This is a genomic window from Methylobacterium komagatae, from assembly GCF_042661665.1.
Classification (GTDB): Bacteria; Pseudomonadota; Alphaproteobacteria; order Rhizobiales; family Beijerinckiaceae; genus Methylobacterium; species Methylobacterium komagatae.
In genome coordinates this window covers 3032265-3049680 of the sequence record NZ_JBHSWN010000001.1, presented here as the reverse complement: position 1 = coordinate 3049680, position 17416 = coordinate 3032265, and the positions used below count along the sequence as shown (strand labels likewise).

Below are 17416 nucleotides of genomic sequence, written 5' to 3'. Positions count from 1 at the left end.
TGCATCCAGGAGACGCTAAGGATCGTGCCGGGCGCCGCGCGCGACCTCGATCATCTCGTCATCCGGGAGCGGGCGTTGAAGTTTCAGGGCCTCGGCGGTGGGGGCTTCGAGCCAGGCTGCCCATTCCTCGGGCTTCGTCAGCAGGACCGGCATCGCCTTCGGATGGACCGGCCCCACAACGCCGTTCGCGTCCGTGGTGAGGAACGAGAACAGCCTATGCTCGGCTTCCGCTCGGTCGGGATTCTCCGCCTTCGTTCCCCGCACGCCTGTCCAGGGGCGCCAGATCCCGGCGAAGGCGAAGAGAGGCCGGTCCTCGTTCAGGGCGAACCAGACCGGTGTCTTGCGCGGCTTGGTGTCGGCATATTCCGAGAAGGACGCCGCAGGAACGAGGCAGCGATAGGCTGGCTTGAGCCACGGCCGCCAATGCGGCGACGCGACGTTGCGGACATTCGTGACCGGATGCTCACCGAAGGCCTTCGGCCCGGGAATGCCCCAGCGCATCATCGTGAGGGTTCGCCCGCCCTCCCCCGCGAGGATGACGGGTGCCATCTGGTCGGGAAAGATAGCCGGAAGCTCCGGCATGTTGCCGGTCTCGTCCTGCTCGGCACCGAAGTAGGCGCGCAGGGCAGCGGGGCCCTGACGGCCCAGAGAGTAGAGATTACACATGAGAACGCCCGGTCACCGCACCTTGCGGCGTCCCGGGCGGAATAGCATCCGTCAGTTGAAGCTGACGAGCTGCGTCGCGTAGGCGAGAACCGTGTGCGCCTCGGGCAGATCCGATGCGTAGATGCGGCCCGCCAGGATCGCGAGCGCAAGGCTCCAGAACACGGCGCCCCCGATACGGCGCGCGGTGCGGTCGCCTGCGCTGGTCGTGCAGGCGCGAGCTACGCCCTCGGTGACAGGCTCACCGAAGGGATCGTAGGCAGTCTCAACCTGAAGGGACGACGTGTTGCGCATGAGCAGATATGTCGCGCCCAGGGCGGTTTCGTGCAATGGACGCGTATTCCGAAGTTCGGGCGGATGGGAGAGTGTCCTTCTCCCCGACGGCCCGACGACGACCATTTTCTTTTCCGGTGGGGCGGAAGGCTGATCGTGAGCTCGAAAGCATCCTCGCACACGCCAGGTCAGGCCGAGGCCGCCCGCTCCCACTCGGTTCTGCCCGGTATCGGCCTGTGCCTCGCCATTTCCGTGGTCGCCATGTCGGGACAGGCGGTCGAGGAAAGGATCTTTTCTCACCCCTATGTCGAGGCCCTGGTCCTGGCGATCCTGCTCGGCATCGCAGTGCGCACGGTCTGGTCGCCGGGAGCGCGTTTCCGAACCGGCATCGCCTTCTCGGCCAAGCAACTGCTCGAGGTCGCCGTCACCCTGCTCGGCGCCTCATTAAGCCTTGGAGCAATCCTGGCGTCCGGCCCGCTGCTGATCGGCGGAATCGTGGCGACCGTCGCCATCGGGATCACCGCAAGCTACGGGATTTGCCGTCTCCTTGGCCTGCCGGAACGGATGGCGATTCTCGTGGCCTGCGGCAACGCCATTTGCGGAAACTCGGCCATCGCCGCGGTCGCCCCGGTGATCGATGCCGAGCCGAAAGACATCGCCGCCTCCATTGCCTTCACCGCCGTACTCGGCGTGCTGATGGTGCTCGGATTGCCACTGTTCGTGCCGCTGGCCGGCCTCAGCGACAACCAGTACGGCGTGCTCGCAGGATTGACCGTCTACGCCGTGCCGCAGGTGCTGGCGGCGACCGTGCCGGTGAGCCTGCTCGCCACCCAGGTCGGCACCCTGGTGAAGCTCGTGCGCGTGCTGATGCTCGGCCCGGTCGTCGTGGCCTTCTCGCTGATCGCCCCGCACTTGCCCCATGACCAGAGCCGTCCTGCGGGCACGGCTGTTCGCAAGGGGCGCCTGTCCTTCACCAAGCTGGTGCCGTGGTTCATTCTCGGCTTCCTCATCCTTGCGAGCTTGCGCTCGCTCGGCTTGATTCCGGATGCCGCCGTGCAACCGATCACCCATCTCGCGGGGTTTCTCACCGTGCTGTCCATGGCGGCCCTCGGGCTCGGCGTGGATGTGCGCGTCCTCGCCAGGGTTGGCGGCCGAGTGACCCTCTCGGTGACGGCTTCCCTCGTGGTGCTCGTCGCGATCAGCCTCGCACTGATCCGGCTTCTCGGCATCGCCTGACGAAGGACACGTCTGTGAGGCTTCGTCGCGCTTGCGTACGGCGACGCCCTTGGTCATAGGCCCGTCCATGCGGCTCGCGAACATCGTACCCGTCATGGCGTCATGGATGTCTCCCGCGCGGGGCCGGTACGTTGCCTGAGTCCCTCCCCTTCCTTGCAGGCGGCGGTGAAGCCGCGCGGATGATCCGGGAGCGAGACTGGACCGGCCATCCCCTCGGCGCACCCGAGACGTGGCCGCCGGAGCTGCGGACGGCCCTGAGCCTCGTACTCAATTCACCCGAGTCGATGATCCTGGCCTGGGGGCCGGAGCTCAGCTTCTTCTTCAACGAAACATACTTTCCACTGCTCGGCCCCCGCCTGCCGTGGGCGATGGGTGAGCGGTTCGACAAGGTCTGGGCCGACGGCTGGGATCAGGCCAAGCCGATCATCGACGAGGCCTGCGCGGGCCGTTCGACCCGCTTCCAGGATCTGCCCTGGACGCTCGATACGGACCGGGGCGATGCACAGACCTGGTGGAGCTTTTCCTATTCACGCGTCCTCGATGCGGAGGGGCGGGTCGCGGGTCTGTTCATCCTCACCAACGAGACGACGGAGCGTGTGAAAGCCGAGCGCCGACAGCGCGACTTCGAGGATGCCCTGCGGGCGGAGCGCGACCGGGCGCACGACGTGCTCGACAACATGGGTGAGGCCTTCGCCCTGCTCGGGCGAGACATGCACCTCGTGGACATCAACGCCGAAGGCCTGCGCATGGACGGGCGCAGCCGGGACGAGATCGTCGGGCGCCCCTATCGCGAGGCCTATCCCGACGCCGATCCGGTGCTGGAAGCGGCCTATCTCGAGGCCCTCGCCGAGGCGAAGCCCTTCACCATGGAGCATGCCGCGCAAGGCGAGGACGGGCGCGTCAGCTGGATCGATATACGCGCCTATCCGGTGAAGGACGGGCTGGCGCTGTTCTATCGGGACATTACCGCACGCCGGGTTCAGCAGGAGCGCCTGGAAGTCAGCGAGGCCCTGGCACGGGAGAACGTGGACCGCGTGCAAATCGCCCTCGCTGCAGGGGCGATCATCGGTACGTGGTTCTGGGACCTCTCGAACGACCGCTTCACCGTCGACGAAGCGTTCGCGCGCAGCTTCGGGCTGGACCCGGTCATCGGCCGAACAGGCTTGAGCTTCGCGCAGATCGCCGCCACCGTGCATCCCGACGACAAGCCCGGCTTACAGGCGGCGCTCGACGAGGCCATCGCGCGCGGCGGTCACTACTCGCACCAGTACCGTGTCCGCCGGGCGGACGGGAAATACTATTGGCTCGAAGCCAACGGCCGGGTGGACCTGTCCCCGGATGGGAAGCCGCTCGCCTTCCCCGGCGTCCTCATCGACCTCAACGAGCGCCGGACTCTCGTCGCCGAGCGAGACAAGGTCCGCGCGGCCCTGCGCGAGCAGGCCTTCGAGTTCGAGGTCCTGGCCGACAACATCCCGATCCTGTGCTGGATGAGCCGGGCGGACGGGCATGTCTATTGGTGTAGCCGCCGCTGGTACGATTACACCGGCGCCCCGCCGGATTCCCTCCTCGGCTGGGGGTGGACTGCCGCGCACGATCCGGCCTTCCTTCCCGAGGTGTTGAGCCGGTGGAACCGCTCGCTCTCGACCGGCGAGCCGTTCGAGATGACTTTCCCCCTGCGCGGCCGGGACGGAACGTTCCGCCCGTTCCTGACCCGCATGGTGCCGATCCGGGCCGAGGACGGCACGATCGAGCGCTGGTTCGCCACGAATACCGACATCGCTGAGCTCCGCGCCGCTGAACAGGCACTGCGCAACCTCAACGCGACGCTTGAGCAGCAGGTCGCGGAGCGCACCGCCGAGCGCGACCAGATCTGGAAGGCTTCCACCGACCTCCTCTGCGTCGCGAATTTCGAGGGCTACATCGTCAGCCTAAACCCCGCCTGGAGCGCCACGCTCGGGTGGAGTGCCGAGGACATGAAGGCCCGGCCGTTCTTGGAGTTCGTCCACCCGGAGGACGTGGAAACCACCCGCGCTGCCGCCAACGGCCTCGCGCGGGGCGCCTCGCAATTCGCTTTCGAGAACCGTTATCGCCATCGTGACGGCCACTATCGCTGGCTCTCATGGAACGCCGTCTCGAAGGACGGCAAGATCTACTCGACGGTGCGCGACGTCACTGTGATGAAGGAGCAGGCGGAGGCGCTGGCGATTGCCGAGGACGCCTTGCGTCAGGCGCAGAAGATGGAGGCGGTCGGCCAGCTCACCGGCGGCGTCGCCCACGACTTCAACAACCTGCTGACGATCATCCGCTCCTCGGTGGATTTCCTGCGCCGCCCGAACCTGCCGGAGGAACGGCGCATCCGGTACATGGACGCCATGTCGGACACGGTGGACCGGGCCGCCAAGCTCACAGGCCAGCTCCTCGCCTTCGCCCGGCGACAGGCTCTGAAGCCCGAGGTGTTCGATGTCGGCGCACGCCTCGATGAGGTGGCCGACATGCTCAATTCGGTGACGGGTGCCCGCATCAAGGTACGCACCGAGCAGCCTACGAGCCGCTGTCATGTCCGTGCCGATGCGAGCCAGTTCGAGACGGCCCTCGTGAACATGGCCGTCAACGCTCGCGACGCCATGCGTGGCGAGGGCGAGATGGCGATCCGCGTCGGGCGCGGCCAATCGCTTCCCCCGATCCGCGGCCATGCCGGTGCGTCGGGTCCGTTCGTCGCCGTGTCGGTGGTCGATCAGGGCTGCGGGATTCCACAGGAACACCTATCCCGCATCTTCGAGCCGTTCTTCACCACGAAGGAAGTGGGGCGAGGCACGGGGCTTGGGCTCAGCCAAGTGATCGGCTTCGCCAAGCAATCGGGCGGTGATGTCGAGGTGACGAGCACTGTGGGGCACGGCACGGTCTTCACCCTCTACCTGCCCGAGGCTGAGGCCTCGGCCTGCCCGGTGCCTGAGGACGCTGATGACGTGCAGGAGCCGGAAGGCCGAAGCCTCTGCGTGCTGGTGGTAGAGGACAACCTGGAAGTCGGGCGCTTCTGCACCCAGATTCTGGAGGATCTCGGACACTCCACCGTGTGGGCGCACAACGCCGAGGAGGCCCTGGCCGAGATCGAGCGGGTGCCGTTCCGATTCGAGGCGGTTTTTTCGGACTGCGTGATGCCGGGGATGGGGGGTATCGAACTCGCCAAGCGGCTTCGGATCAGCCACCCGAACCTGCCGGTCGTGCTGACGTCGGGCTACAGCGACGTTCTCGCCCGTGAAGACGACCACGGCTTCGACCTCGTGCGCAAACCCTATTCGGCGGAACAGGTGGCGGGCGCGTTCCGAAAGATCGCCCAAAGCGGACGGTTGCGCAGGCGCAGTCCTTGAAGACGGGCGGGAGGCGAGGATGAAACGGCCCGACGAGCGAGACTCCGGCCTTCCTGAAAGCCTCACGCGGCATCTGGGCGGACGCAAGCGCGCGATCTGGCCGACACCGGATGATCGCAACCGCTACAATACCGGCGCTCACCGCCCTCGCCTGCCGAGCAAGGTGTTCAGGGGGGTCTGGTTGTGGGCCGCGATCTTCAACCTCGCGGGCGGTGCCATCCTCGCCCTCCTCTGGTCGAGCATGGGCTAACTCGCGGCGACGCGCAGAAAGGCCCGTCAAGCCAGTTGACCCGTCGATCCTTTCCCCCTATCTGACCGCATCCCGGCGGCAACGCCCGGGCACCTCTCCCGGCCACCACACACCGACGGGAGACGAAGCCGAGACATCGGCTTGTTGGGGGATAGTTTAACGGTAGAACGGTGGACTCTGACTCCTCTAGTCCTGGTTCGAATCCAGGTCCCCCAGCCACCTCTCTTTAAACCGTTATCTGCAAAATCCGAGACCGATAGAGACAGGCCCGTGGCCATCTCGGCCGGCGCGCGGCGCCGTGAGTCCGGTGCTTCTTCCGTTTCCAATGCTGCTTTCTCCGTGAGCCTCGCGGCAAACCTGTGCTATGGCGCGCGGGAAATGCGGGGCGGCCAAGTCGCACCTGCCATAGAGGGGGAGCGTTGCTGAACCGCGAGCGGGGGGCCGATGCTGATCTGGGTCGGTTGATCGGCGCCGTGGGACGCGGCGACCGCGTCGCGTTGCGTTCGCTCTATGAGGCCGTAGCCCCGAAACTTCTCGGGATCATCGTTCGTATCCTGCAGGATCGAGGCGCGGCGGAAGACGCCCTTCAGGAGGTCTTCGTGCGCATCTGGCAGCGGGCAGGCAGTTACGATCCCCAAGCCGGCGCGCCGATGCCGTGGCTCGTCGCCATCGCCCGCAACCAAGCCATCGATCGTTTTCGCCAGGACAAGTCCACGCGGCTGACCCAAGTCGAAGACGGTGTTCTGGAGCGTTTGCCCGATGGGCAGGACGGTGAAGCCGACCTCGCCCAGCGCGATGCGCTGACAACTTGCCTCGAACGGGTGGAGACGCCCCAGCGCGAGTGCATCGTGCTCGCTTATTGCGAGGGTTGGTCGCGCGAGGAACTCGCGGCGCGCTACGACTGCCCGGTCAACACCGTGAAGACCTGGCTGCGCCGGGGTCTCATCAGCCTGCGCGGCTGCCTGGAGGCCGCATGAGCGCCTCCACACCCTGGACCGACGATCCGGAAGGGGCTGCGGGCGAATACGTCCTCGGCACCCTGCCCCCGGACGAGCGTGACGCTTTTGCCCGTGCCATGGCGCAGGATGCGAGCCTACGCGCCCGTGTTTCCGCATGGGAGGCGCGGCTTCTGCCGCTCGCTGGAACTATCCCGACCATAACGCCCGCGCCTGGAACCTGGAGCGCCATCGAATCAAGGACAGGCGGAGCGCTGGAAGGATTCGAACGTGCTCGCTTGGCAAAGCTCGAAAGGGGCTTGCTGCGCTGGCGGCTCGCGGCGGGGGCAGCGACGGCCCTGGCGGCCGGGCTCGCCCTGTGGATCGCCATCAACCCACGCCAAGCGGTCGATGAGACGCGTTACCTGGCCGTGGTGGATCGGGGCGGCGCGCTTCCCGCACTGATCGTGACGGTCGATCTCGGGGGAAGCACGGTGCAGGTGCGCAGCCTCGCCGCCGAAACGCCGCCGGATCACAGCCTGGAGCTTTGGTATGTCGGTGCGGGTGCGGCGCCGCGTTCGCTCGGGCTCGTCAGCGCTGCGACGGCTCGCCTACCGGTTCCGGCCGCTCTGCGGGAAGGGGCCGAGGGCGGAAGCCTTGCTGTATCGGTGGAACCGAAGGGCGGCTCGCCGACCGGATCACCGACCGGGCCCGTAATCTATTCGGGCAAACTCGTCCGCGAATAAAAGCCTCTCGCAAAACACCCGTTCACCGGGAGTTCTTCCCCGGCCTCGACGGCTCAGCGGGAGTTTTGTGAGAGGCTCTGAGTGGGGCGGGCCCCGGTAAGACCGGGACCCGCAGCCTGATTACGGCAGCAGAACGCCGTTGATGACGTGGATGACGCCGTTCGACTGGCGCACGTTCGGAATGGTGACCTTGGCCGTGTTGCCCTTGGCATCGGTGACCATGACGGCCTTGCCCTTGGTCGTGATGATGAGCGGCTCGCCCTGCACGGTCTTCAGCTCGGCCTGCCCGCCGCCCTGCTTGACCGCAGCCATGGCTTTCCTTGGCACCGTAGACGCCGGGGACGACGTGATAGGTCAGGATGGCAGTGAGCTGCGCCTTGTTCTGCGGCTGAACGAGGTTCTCGACCGTGCCCGGCGGCAGCTGCGCGAAAGCGGCGTTGGTCGGCGCGAAGACGGTGAAGGGGCCGGGGCCGGACAGCGTGTCGACGAGGCCCGCCGCCTTCACGGCAGCGACCAGCGTGGTGTGATCCTTCGAATTGACGGCGTTCTCGACGATCGTCTTGTTCGCGTACATCGGCGCGCCGCCGACCATCGGGTTCTTGGCCATGGCCGGGGCGGCGGCGAAGGCGAGGCCGAGGGCGAGGCCGACGCGGAGAAGGGTCTTGGACATAGTGGCTCCCTGAATGAAGCGCCCGCACTGGGGCGTCAGGGGCGGTACGGAGGTGGGCCGCCGGAAAGTTTCAGCGGCCTTAAAAAATCTTACGCTGCGGGAAGCTGGCTTGCGATGGCCGTGATGATGCGCGGATCGGACGGATCCACCGTGTGCGGGAACGACGCGAGCAGGCTGCCGTCGCGGGCGACGAGATACTTGTGGAAGTTCCAGCCCGGTGCCGAGCCCGGTTTCTCCGTGGCCGCCCAACGGTAGAATGGATGGGCCGAGGGGCCCTTCACATGCACCTTCGACACGACGGGGAAGGTGACGCCATGGTTCTTACGCGCCGCCTCTGCGATGGCGACGCCGTCCAGCGGCTCCTGGTTGCCGAAATCGGGCGACGGCACCGCAATCACCATGAGGCCGCGCGATCCGAAACGCGTCCAGAGCCCCTGAAGCCCGACAAATTGGCCCGCATAGCCGCAGGCCGTCGCAGTATTCACGACGAGGATTGGCTTGTCCGCGTAGTCCGAGAGCGGCAGCACGCCGCCTTCAGGCTTCTCGAATGAGAAGGTGGTCGCCTTCGTCTCGCCCGCTATCGCGCGGCCGATCCCGCCGGCCATGGCTGCGCCAACGAGGAAAAGCGCCTGACGGCGCTGGACGACACCGGTGACGAATGAGGTCATGGCTGGGCTCCCCGATCGTTTGGGATGCGCTGCATTGCCTGGAAAATCTAGGCGGGTTCCCGGGCTTGGCCAGAATCCGCGACGGTCGGTCACCGAGCCTTCGCGGCGGCCAACGAACCGGCGACGAGATCGGCGAGGATCGCCTCGGCTCCCCGCGTGACGGCTGGACCCGCCGCAGCGGGGCTTCCCGCATCGAAAGGGGGCTGTGGCGCGTATTCCGCCACGAGCTGCGCGGTGCGAGCATACTCGTCGCCCCGCAGCCGCGCGGCCAGGGCCAGCGCGAAATCGAGCCCCGCCGAGATTCCTGCTGCTGTGATCCGGTTGCGATCGGTGACGATCCGGTCCGCAACAGGAATAGCACCCAGCAGGGGCAGAACGCTGTCTCGCACGCACCAATGGCTGGTGGCGCGGTAGCCATCGAGAAGGCCGGCCGCGCCGAGGATCAACGAGCCGGTACAGACACTGGTGACGTAGCGGGCACGGCTCGCCCGGTCGCGCAGGAACGCGAGGGTCGGTGCGTGGCGCATTTGCTTGGGTGTCCCGTCGCCACCGGGCACGAACAGGACATCGAGGTCGCGCGGGCATTCCGCGAAGCTCGCGGTAGCGATCAATCCGAGACCTGTATCGCTCTCGATCGGCCCCTTCGTCTCCGCGACCAAGGTGAGGCTGCCCGCCGAAAGACCGGCCAGCAATTCCTGAGGCCCCACAAGGTCGAGGGCCGTCATGCCGGGATAGAGCAGCATGGCGATCGACACCGGCTGCTCACTTGCCCTGACCGGGCGTGCCGCCAGCACGCTCACGGCGGCCAGGGTCGCGGCGATCTCGCGGCGGCTGGGGGACGAAGCCATGCTGCACCTCAGGCAGCGGCCCGGCTCCTCTCCGTCCGCTGGTCGAGGAGTAGGATGGTCGCGGTGAGCAGCTTATCCAGGGCGTCACAATCGCCCGGTGTTCCGGCATAGCTGCCCTCGCGTCCGGCCATCTCGATGGTCTTCAACTGCTCCACCAGAACAGACGCGCCGATGTTCGCGCTCATGGATTTCAGGCTGTGCGCTGCCCGCGCGATGGCCTGCTGGTCCAGGACGGCCACCGCCTCACGCAGAGCCACGAGCGCAACGGGCGCTTGGCTGCGGTAGAGGTCGACGATACGGGTGAGGAATTCGCCATCCCCGAGGCTGAGCAGGCTTTCGAGAACCTCTTCGTCCAGTAGCCCCTCCGGCACCGCCCGCGTCTGAAGCGGTGCGACGACGATGCCCGAGTCTGCGTTCGCTCCCTCGGCATAGCGTTCGAGCAGGGCTGCGAGCTGTTTCAGTGTGAAGGGCTTGGCAAGAATCCCGTCCATCTGCGCCGCCTCGACGGCATCGGCAGCATCGGCAAGCACATGGGCCGTCAGGGCGATGATCGGCGTGCGGCGGCTGCCCCAGGCGGATTCCTGTTCGCGGATGGTGCGGGCGGCGGTGAAGCCATCCATCACCGGCATGCTGCCATCCATGAGCACGAGATCGAAAATCTGCGCTCCCACGGCTGCGACGGCGGCGGCGCCGTCCTCGACGGCCACCACATCGGTCACGCCGCAGCGGGATAGGGCTTCCAGGGCGACCTCGCGATTGACGGCGCTGTCATCGGCCACCAGCACCCGCATTCCGGGGAAGCGAGGGAGAGCATCGGCTTGAGCGATGCGCGTCCCCGGCATCGCGAAGGCGCGGCCTTCCGCCAGGGCGGAGAGAGCGGGCTGCCACTCCGCCTGGGTGACTGGCCAGCGCAGGATCTCGTCGGCGAGACCTTGCCGCAGGGCATCGTCGGCCGCGCCCTCCCCCGGCTGTCCGAGGACCAGGATACGCTCCGCACCTTCTGGCCGCCTACCCTGGGCGACGAGGGCTTGCGCGTCGAGAAACCAGTGGGCCGGTCCCTGCCCTTCCACCTCGCTCGGGGCGAAACCCGCGGACTTCAGGCTCGCCATGAGAACCGCCCGCGTCGCGGAGCCGCCCGCCTGGACGACGATGTTCATCGGCACATCGGGGCGACGCTCGATCTCCGCGGATGCCTCTGCCGCGTCGACGGGTATGCGGGCGAAGAAGGTCGATCCGACTCCGACCTCGCTGGTGACGCCAACGCTGCCGCCCATCGTCTCGACGATGCGCTGTGCGATGGAGAGGCCGAGCCCCGTGCCGCCGAAGCGGCGGGTGGTCGATTGATCGGCCTGCGAGAAGGCCGAGAAGATGGTCGCGAGCTTGTCCTGCGGAATGCCGATGCCCGTGTCGGTGACGGCGAGCACGAGGAAACCGTCGGCGGGATCGATGTCGAGGCGCAGGGCGACATGCCCCTGAGCGGTGAATTTCAGCGCGTTCGAGACGAAGTTGCTCGCCACCTGCCCGAGCCGAACCGGATCGCCGAGAATGGCCCGGGGCACATCCGGTGCGACGCTCGCCGCGAGGTCGAGCCCGGCGCTGCGGGCCCTTTCGGCGAACAGCGTCACCACCGTATCGGCCACCTCGGACGGGCTCACCGGCACGCGCTCCAATTCGAGCTTGCCGGCCTCGACCTTTGCGAAGTCGAGGATGTCGTTGATGATCGCGAGTAGCGATTTGCCGGAACGCGCGATGACGTCGGCGTAACGGCGCTGGCGGGCGGGCAGGTCCGAACTCGCGAGGAGTTCGGCCATTACCAGCACTCCGTTCATGGGCGTGCGGATCTCGTGGCTCATCGTCGCGAGGAAGGTCGATTTCGCGGCGTTGGCGCTCTCAGCCACCTGCTTGGCTTCGCTCAGGTCCGCCGTGCGGGCACGGACTTCCTGTTCGAGATGAGCGCTGTGGGCGGCGAGGCGATCATCGCGCTCGTTCACCGCCGAGAGCAAATCGTTGAAGGTGCGGGCGAGGCGCCCGACCTCGTCATCCGCCGAGATGGGTGCGCGGCGGGTGTAGTCGTGGCGCAGGCGCACCGCATCCATGGTTCCGGCCAGCTGGGCCAGCGGCCGCGTGACGCTGCGCTGCATCTGGAGGGACACGCCGATGCCGATCGCCACGGCGAGCAGGGCGACCAGCAAAGTGTTCTTCGCCGCTTCCTTGACCCTGTCCGAGATGTATTGGGATTCGTTGATGAGGATCACGCGGCCGATGACGGCGCCATTCTCCTTGATCGGCGCCTCGACCTTCAGGGTGCGCGTGCCGAACAGGCTCATCAAAGAGAGGTCATGGCCGTCGAGTGCCGTGTCCGAACTCAGTCGCAGACCAAGGCCCTGCTCGCCCAGCACCGAGCCGTCCGGCCGCTCGATCGCTCCGTAGACGATGCCCTGCCGCCCACCGATGGCGCGCAGGGTCGCGTTCGCGGCGGCGGCGTCGTTCTCCAGGGCGGCACGGGCGCTGCCGGCGGCGAAGACCTCCGCCATGGTGGTCAGGGCCGCTTGCTGCTCGTCACCGATCCGGTCGAGTTCGTTCCAGACCGACAGGATTGAGGTGAGGACCAGGGCCGCCGTAACGGCCGCCGTGACGACGAGGGCGATGCGCCCGGCGATGGAGCGCCCCGGCTTCAGCCACCTCCTCTTCATGCTCTGCATCCGCCCGGTCCCGTCTCGTGAGGTGGTATCGCCCGGGGGCGTTGGGTCTAGGCAGCCTGCGCCCAAGTCTTTTCGACGTCGTCCCACCCTTCGAGGAAGGCCGTGACGCAGCGCGGATCGAAATGCTGGCCCGATTGCTCGGACAAGAAGGCGCGCGCCCTCTCCAGCGGCCAAGCCTTCTTGTAGGGGCGCTCGGACACGAGGGCATCGAAGACGTCCGCCACCGCGACGATGCGGCCGGAGAGCGGGATCTCCTCGCCCTTCAGGCCGCGCGGGTAGCCGGTGCCATCCCAGCGTTCGTGGTGGCTCTCGGCGATCTCGGCGGCGAGCTTCACGAGATCCGACTTGCTGCCTTCGAGGATCCTGCGCCCGCGCTCGGCGTGCTTCTGCATCTCCTCCCGCTCCTCGACGGAGAGCGGGCCCTGCTTGAGCAGAATAGAATCGGGCACGCCGATCTTGCCGACATCGTGCATGGTGGAGGCGAGCTTCAGCGTCCGCAGCCGATCGGGATCGAAGCCGAGGTTGCGTGCGATCACCCCGACATAGGACGAGACGCGGGCGATATGATCGCCGGTATCGGTGTCGCGATGTTCGGCGGCGCGCATGAGCAGGGCGATGATCTCCTGCTCACGGGATTCGATCACGGCGACCGCCTTCGCCACCTCACGGGCGAGCCAAGCGGCGCGGTCCTGTTCCTGGCGATGAGCCGCGCTGATCTTCATCAGATTGGTGATGCGGGCCTGGATCTCGATCGGATCGCAGGGCTTGCCGAGGAAGTCGGTCGCGCCGGCCCGCAGCGCCTGATGGCGCAGGCTGCGCTGGTCGAGGCTCGTGACCATGACGATCGGCACATGGGCGAAGCCTGGCACCGCCCGCGCGGCCGTGATGACGTCGATGCCGGTGAGCTTCGGCATGTCGTAATCGGTGATCACCACGCCGATTTTGTCGGCGTTCTCGCGCAGATAGGCGATGCCCTTTTCCGGGCAGGTGAAGGTCACGGGCTCGCAATCCGCGACCGGCTTCAGCGCCTGCACCATCAGCAGGTTATTCATCTCGGCGTCGTCGAGAATCAGCGCGAGCACCACGAGCCTCCCGTCAGTCCGGCCGCGTAAGACAGCATCATTGCGACAGCACCACCCTGCCGCTGAGGGGGCCAACACCCTTCGGCACGGGTACGCTGGTCCCCTCGTAATTGGCGTTCAGATACAGGTTCGGTCCCTCGTAGAGATTGACCTGCCGGGCCACCACGACGGTGTAGGCCGACTGGTCCGACACCGGCCGACTCGCATCGATCACCAAGCGGCCCGCCGGCAGGTATATCGTGCCGAGCATTGTGCGAGCATTGTCACTGATGATCCGATAGCTGCGCATCGGCGTCGTGCTGCCGAGTGGCGGAGGCGTCAGCGAGACGGGGCTGATCGGCAGAAGGGCGTTCAGAAGGATCGCCGGATCAAGGATGCTGCCGACCTGGGTATCCTCCATCATCAGAAGCCCGGCCATCACACCCGTGGTCGGCGCCGTCAGGCTGATGGTGCTGCCTTTGTTGAAAAGCAGGCCGGTATTGTTGCCGCTGAAATAGAAGCCGACATCCGTGCCGCTGAACGTGGCCGAATTGGTCACGAGAAGCGGCCCCTCCTTGATGACGTAGATGCCCGGCTTCAGCGTGACGTGCGCGTTGCCCATCACGTAGATGCCGCCGCAATAGGTGCCCGGTTCCAGGGTCGTGTTCGAGACGATGCGCATCCCGCCGAGAAGCGGTGTCAACAGGTTCGCCAGGGTAGAAGACGGGCATGAACCGGACGATGGCGCCGGCCGGTCCTTGAGCGGATCGGCGATGGGCGGGCAACTCGTCTGCGGCGTCGGTGAGAAATTCGCGCGCACGCCGAGATAGCCGCCCGCCGAGCAGATCGTCTCGGCCCGCGCCATCGAGTTGTCGCCGCCGACCATCCCGGCCGTGTTCACGGAATCAGAATAGAGCGAGCAGCCCTGCGCGGTGACCTGAGCATTCTTTTGCAGATTGAACACGCCCGGCGCCATCGGATCGAGGGTAAGCATGCACAGGCGCATCTTGCCTACGATGCTCACCTTCGCCTGGGCCGCGACACTCTGCGTCCCGAGGCCGATGAAGCGGCCGAAGGACAGCGGTACGCTATCGACGGCCCTGGCGAAGACGCTGGTCCTGTCGCCCCCCACCTCGACGGCGATCGCCAATTGGCGATCGGGCGGTGTCCGCGCGTTGGTGACGACCATCTGCTCGACGACGCCCTTGACCGAGGCGTCACTGGATGAGGCGAGCTTGAGCGCGTTGCCGCCCGCCAGCACACCCGTATCCACGGCATTCTGCAATTGAGATCGCCGCGCGACGAGCGTGGCGTAGTCGATGCCTCCACCGACGAGGCCGAGAAGCACCGGAAGCGACAGGCCGAAGATCAAAGCGACGCCGCCGCGCCGCTCGCTCGCGAAGGCGTCGGCGTATGCGCGTGCTCGCCGGACAAGGCCCGGCAATACGCCCCTCACACCCTCAGCCACGCCCATCATCCCTGCGATCCGGTTCGGAATCCCGGTCTCGTCTTTTCATGGAAGTATGGTGCGCTCGTTAATTGCAGGCGCCAGAAACGAGGTTGCAAACAGTTCTTTGAGCTATCTCCACAGCATTGCGTGCATCGCCGCCTTGCGCCACTGAATGGTTTCCCGATCCCGAAGCGTGCATGACTTTGAAGGGCGCCAAAACCTCCGGGCACCACCGGAATACAACTTCAAGATGAAGTGAGGCGGCCTGCAACTTCGTTGCGGCGGAGGAACGGGATTGCGAAAGGCGGGTCGTAGCCGAGGAAGAACGGTGCACAGCACAACTTGTGATGAGAGGCGTTCAAAACGTCGACAAGAATACGTTCCTGCTCGGCCCTGACCTGCGGCGAGGCGGTGCCGCTGAAGCGCAACGCGGCGATTTTCTCCGCGGGGACCTGTACGATGCGAACGCCCGGCTCCGTCGGCTCGGGAGTCCCCGCTTCGGCGACTTCACGCGGCAGGAAGAAGCGCATCGTCCCCGGCGCACCCTGCTCCACCGGTACGGTCATGGCGATGCGCTGGCCGCTCGCCTCGACGGGCGCCGTCATCGCGATGCGTCCGCCCGTGCGGTTGGCGCCCGTGATGTAACGAAACAGGCGGCCGAAAGCCTCGCTATCCCCCTGCCCTCTCGCATCGGTCTCGACCGCGAGCCGCCCCTCATAGGCTCGGATCTCGACGCCCCGATTGAGCCGCTCGACCACGGTGTAGCGCGGCTGCTCGTACAGGGCCCGCACACCGAAGATGCCGAGCACGGATTCGAGCAGGGTGAGCGCGTAGTAGAGGAACTTGTCCATGGCCGTACCATCCTGCGGCAACGGGCGAGGATGTAGGGTTGCCTTCGGCCTTGTCCTGGCTGTGCTTCAGCCGGGCTGCGTCCCGGCGACCGGGGTAACCTGCTCCGGCAGCGGGGCTTCCAGGGTGAAGACGACACCGTCCACGGCATAGTCGATCTTTGCCGTGCCGCCGATCTCGGCGGCCAAAGCCCGCTCGATGAGGCGCGAGCCGAACCCGCTGCGGGCGGGGGCCGTCACGGGCGGCCCATCGACCTCCGCCCAGCGCAGCTTCAGCTGTGCCGGATCGGTGCCCTCGACCTGCCAGCGCAAAGTGACACTGCCGCGATCCACTGACAGGGCGCCGTACTTGACGGCGTTGGTGGCGAGTTCGTGCAGTGCCATGGAAAGAGCGAGGGTCAGGCGTGGTGGCAGCCACACTTCCGGTCCCTCAACATGGAAGCGTTGTTCGGCACCGCCCAGGAAGGGGCGCAGCGCCGCGTCCACGATCTCGTTCAGCGGCGCGCCGACCCAGCTGACCCGCGTCAGCACGTCATGCGCGAGGGAGAGCGAGCGCAGCCGCGCGTCGAGGGTCGTCTGCGCATCCTCCAGCGACCCGGCATTGCGGAGCGTCTGGTGCGCGATCGACTGCATCGTCGCCATCGAGTTCTTCACCCGATGGTTCAACTCGTCGGCGAGCAGCGTTCGGTGCTCTTCGGCGCGCTTGCGATCCGTGATGTCGATGGAGATACCAGCCATGCTGACCGGCGTGCCATCCTCCGCATGGGAGACCTGACCGCGGATTTGCACCCAGCGCACCTCTCCGTTCGGCCAGCGAATCCGGTATTCGATGTCGTAATCGGCTTGCCCTTCGAGCGACGCCTCCACGGCCGCCTGCATCCTCGTCCGATCTTCGGGCAGGATGGCTGCCAGCAATTCCTCGTACGGGAAGGGCTTTGCCGGATCGCGGCCAAAGTTCAGTTTGCATCCCTCGGACGCGATGAGCTTCAGCCCGTCGATCTCCAGAGTCCAAGAGCCAAGGCGACCTGCCTCCAGGATGAAGCGGAGCCGTTCCTCGCTCCGCGTCAACTCTTTCGTGCGCCGCTCGACCTCCTGTTCCAGGGCGTCGCGGTCACGCTGGATGCGGGCAAGCTTGTCTCGCTCCAGGGTCACGTCGAATTGCGAGGCGAAGAAATAGGTCAACTCGCCGTCCCGGCCGAAGACCGGCGAAATGAGAAGGCGGTTCCAGAAGAGTTCGCCGTCCTTCTTATGATTCAGCAGATCGATCTCGATCGGCACGCGCTGTGCGATCGCTTCGCGAATCCGGGCCACGTCGCCCTGATCGGTCTCCGGCCCCTGGAGGAACCGGCAATTCCGGCCGACGATCTCCCCCGGCTGTACCCGGTGAGACGCGAGAAGGCGTCGTTGACGAAGACGATCGGGTTGTCCGGCTGGTGCGGATCGGTGATCACCATCGGCATGCGCGTGGCACGGACAGCCGAGACGAACGGGTCCGAACTCGCATCGCTACGGGCGAACTCCGTTTCGAAACGGCTACGATCCGGGTGGTTCGTCAAACTCCGCCGCCCTTCACGCGACTACCGGCCGTTGCACGTCACCGCCGGTCTAGCGTGGCCTTATCGCGGAACGGTTAGGTTGCGCGCAAGCTCTCCGTGAGCACGATGCGGTGGATCGGACCGAACGGGTGCGGGGGCGTCG

The 17416-nt window shown here is 66.5% G+C and carries 13 protein-coding genes, 1 tRNA gene and 2 pseudogenes; 6 read left to right on the top strand and 10 right to left on the bottom strand.

Annotated features, from left to right (window positions below):
• Positions 1–15 precede the first annotated feature (15 nt).
• Both ACFQE0_RS15165 and ACFQE0_RS15160 read right to left on the bottom strand, forming a co-directional pair.
• On the bottom strand, positions 16–666 hold the full coding sequence (locus ACFQE0_RS15165) for an SOS response-associated peptidase (protein WP_378971051.1): 651 nt from the start codon (positions 664–666) through the stop codon (positions 16–18).
• Between the two features lie 51 nt (positions 667–717).
• The gene (locus tag ACFQE0_RS15160; protein WP_378971049.1) at positions 718–957 is read right to left on the bottom strand and encodes a hypothetical protein; all 240 of its coding nucleotides are present in this window, start codon (positions 955–957) and stop codon (positions 718–720) included.
• A gap of 135 nt (positions 958–1092) precedes the next feature.
• Between ACFQE0_RS15160 and ACFQE0_RS15155 the strand changes: the two genes are divergently transcribed.
• From ACFQE0_RS15155 to ACFQE0_RS15130, 6 genes are all read left to right on the top strand, one after another.
• Positions 1093–2172: a YeiH family protein gene (locus ACFQE0_RS15155; RefSeq protein ID WP_378971047.1), complete on the top strand. Its 1080-nt coding sequence runs from the start codon at positions 1093–1095 to the stop codon at positions 2170–2172.
• Between the two features lie 131 nt (positions 2173–2303).
• Positions 2304–5540 carry a PAS domain-containing protein gene (locus ACFQE0_RS15150; protein WP_378971045.1) on the top strand — a complete coding sequence of 1079 codons (3237 nt, stop codon included), beginning with the start codon at positions 2304–2306 and terminating at the stop codon, positions 5538–5540.
• Between the two features lie 19 nt (positions 5541–5559).
• Positions 5560–5790, top strand: a complete 231-nt coding sequence (locus ACFQE0_RS15145; RefSeq protein WP_378971043.1) for a hypothetical protein — start codon at positions 5560–5562, stop codon at positions 5788–5790.
• Positions 5791–5935: 145 nt separating this feature from the next.
• A tRNA-Gln gene (locus tag ACFQE0_RS15140) sits at positions 5936–6009 on the top strand.
• 200 nt (positions 6010–6209) lie between these two features.
• Complete coding sequence (locus ACFQE0_RS15135) at positions 6210–6767, top strand: sigma-70 family RNA polymerase sigma factor (protein WP_378971041.1); 558 nt, start codon at positions 6210–6212, stop codon at positions 6765–6767.
• Positions 6764–7471: an anti-sigma factor gene (locus ACFQE0_RS15130; protein WP_378971039.1), complete on the top strand. Its 708-nt coding sequence runs from the start codon at positions 6764–6766 to the stop codon at positions 7469–7471. The genes ACFQE0_RS15135 and ACFQE0_RS15130 overlap by 4 nt, the downstream gene beginning before the upstream one ends.
• A 120-nt stretch (positions 7472–7591) precedes the next feature.
• Here the strand turns inward: ACFQE0_RS15130 and ACFQE0_RS15125 are convergent.
• The 8 genes and pseudogenes from ACFQE0_RS15125 to ACFQE0_RS15090 form a co-directional block, all read right to left on the bottom strand.
• Positions 7592–8141: pseudogene (locus ACFQE0_RS15125) on the bottom strand (fasciclin domain-containing protein).
• 89 nt (positions 8142–8230) lie between these two features.
• The gene (locus tag ACFQE0_RS15120; protein ID WP_378971037.1) at positions 8231–8809 is read right to left on the bottom strand and encodes a glutathione peroxidase; all 579 of its coding nucleotides are present in this window, start codon (positions 8807–8809) and stop codon (positions 8231–8233) included.
• 89 nt (positions 8810–8898) lie between these two features.
• Entirely contained in the window at positions 8899–9552 is a 654-nt protein-coding gene (locus tag ACFQE0_RS15115) for a DJ-1/PfpI family protein (protein ID WP_378975490.1), read from the bottom strand.
• Positions 9553–9665: 113 nt separating this feature from the next.
• Entirely contained in the window at positions 9666–12350 is a 2685-nt protein-coding gene (locus tag ACFQE0_RS15110; protein ID WP_378971035.1) for an ATP-binding protein, read from the bottom strand.
• Between the two features lie 56 nt (positions 12351–12406).
• The gene (locus ACFQE0_RS15105; RefSeq protein ID WP_378971033.1) at positions 12407–13441 is read right to left on the bottom strand and encodes an HD-GYP domain-containing protein; all 1035 of its coding nucleotides are present in this window, start codon (positions 13439–13441) and stop codon (positions 12407–12409) included.
• A 37-nt stretch (positions 13442–13478) separates the two neighbouring features.
• Positions 13479–14894, bottom strand: a complete 1416-nt coding sequence (locus ACFQE0_RS15100; protein ID WP_378975488.1) for a TadE/TadG family type IV pilus assembly protein — start codon at positions 14892–14894, stop codon at positions 13479–13481.
• A gap of 221 nt (positions 14895–15115) precedes the next feature.
• Positions 15116–15721: an SOUL family heme-binding protein gene (locus tag ACFQE0_RS15095; RefSeq protein ID WP_378971031.1), complete on the bottom strand. Its 606-nt coding sequence runs from the start codon at positions 15719–15721 to the stop codon at positions 15116–15118.
• 66 nt (positions 15722–15787) lie between these two features.
• A pseudogene (locus tag ACFQE0_RS15090) lies at positions 15788–17274 on the bottom strand (HWE histidine kinase domain-containing protein).
• Between the last annotated feature and the right edge of the window lie 142 nt (positions 17275–17416).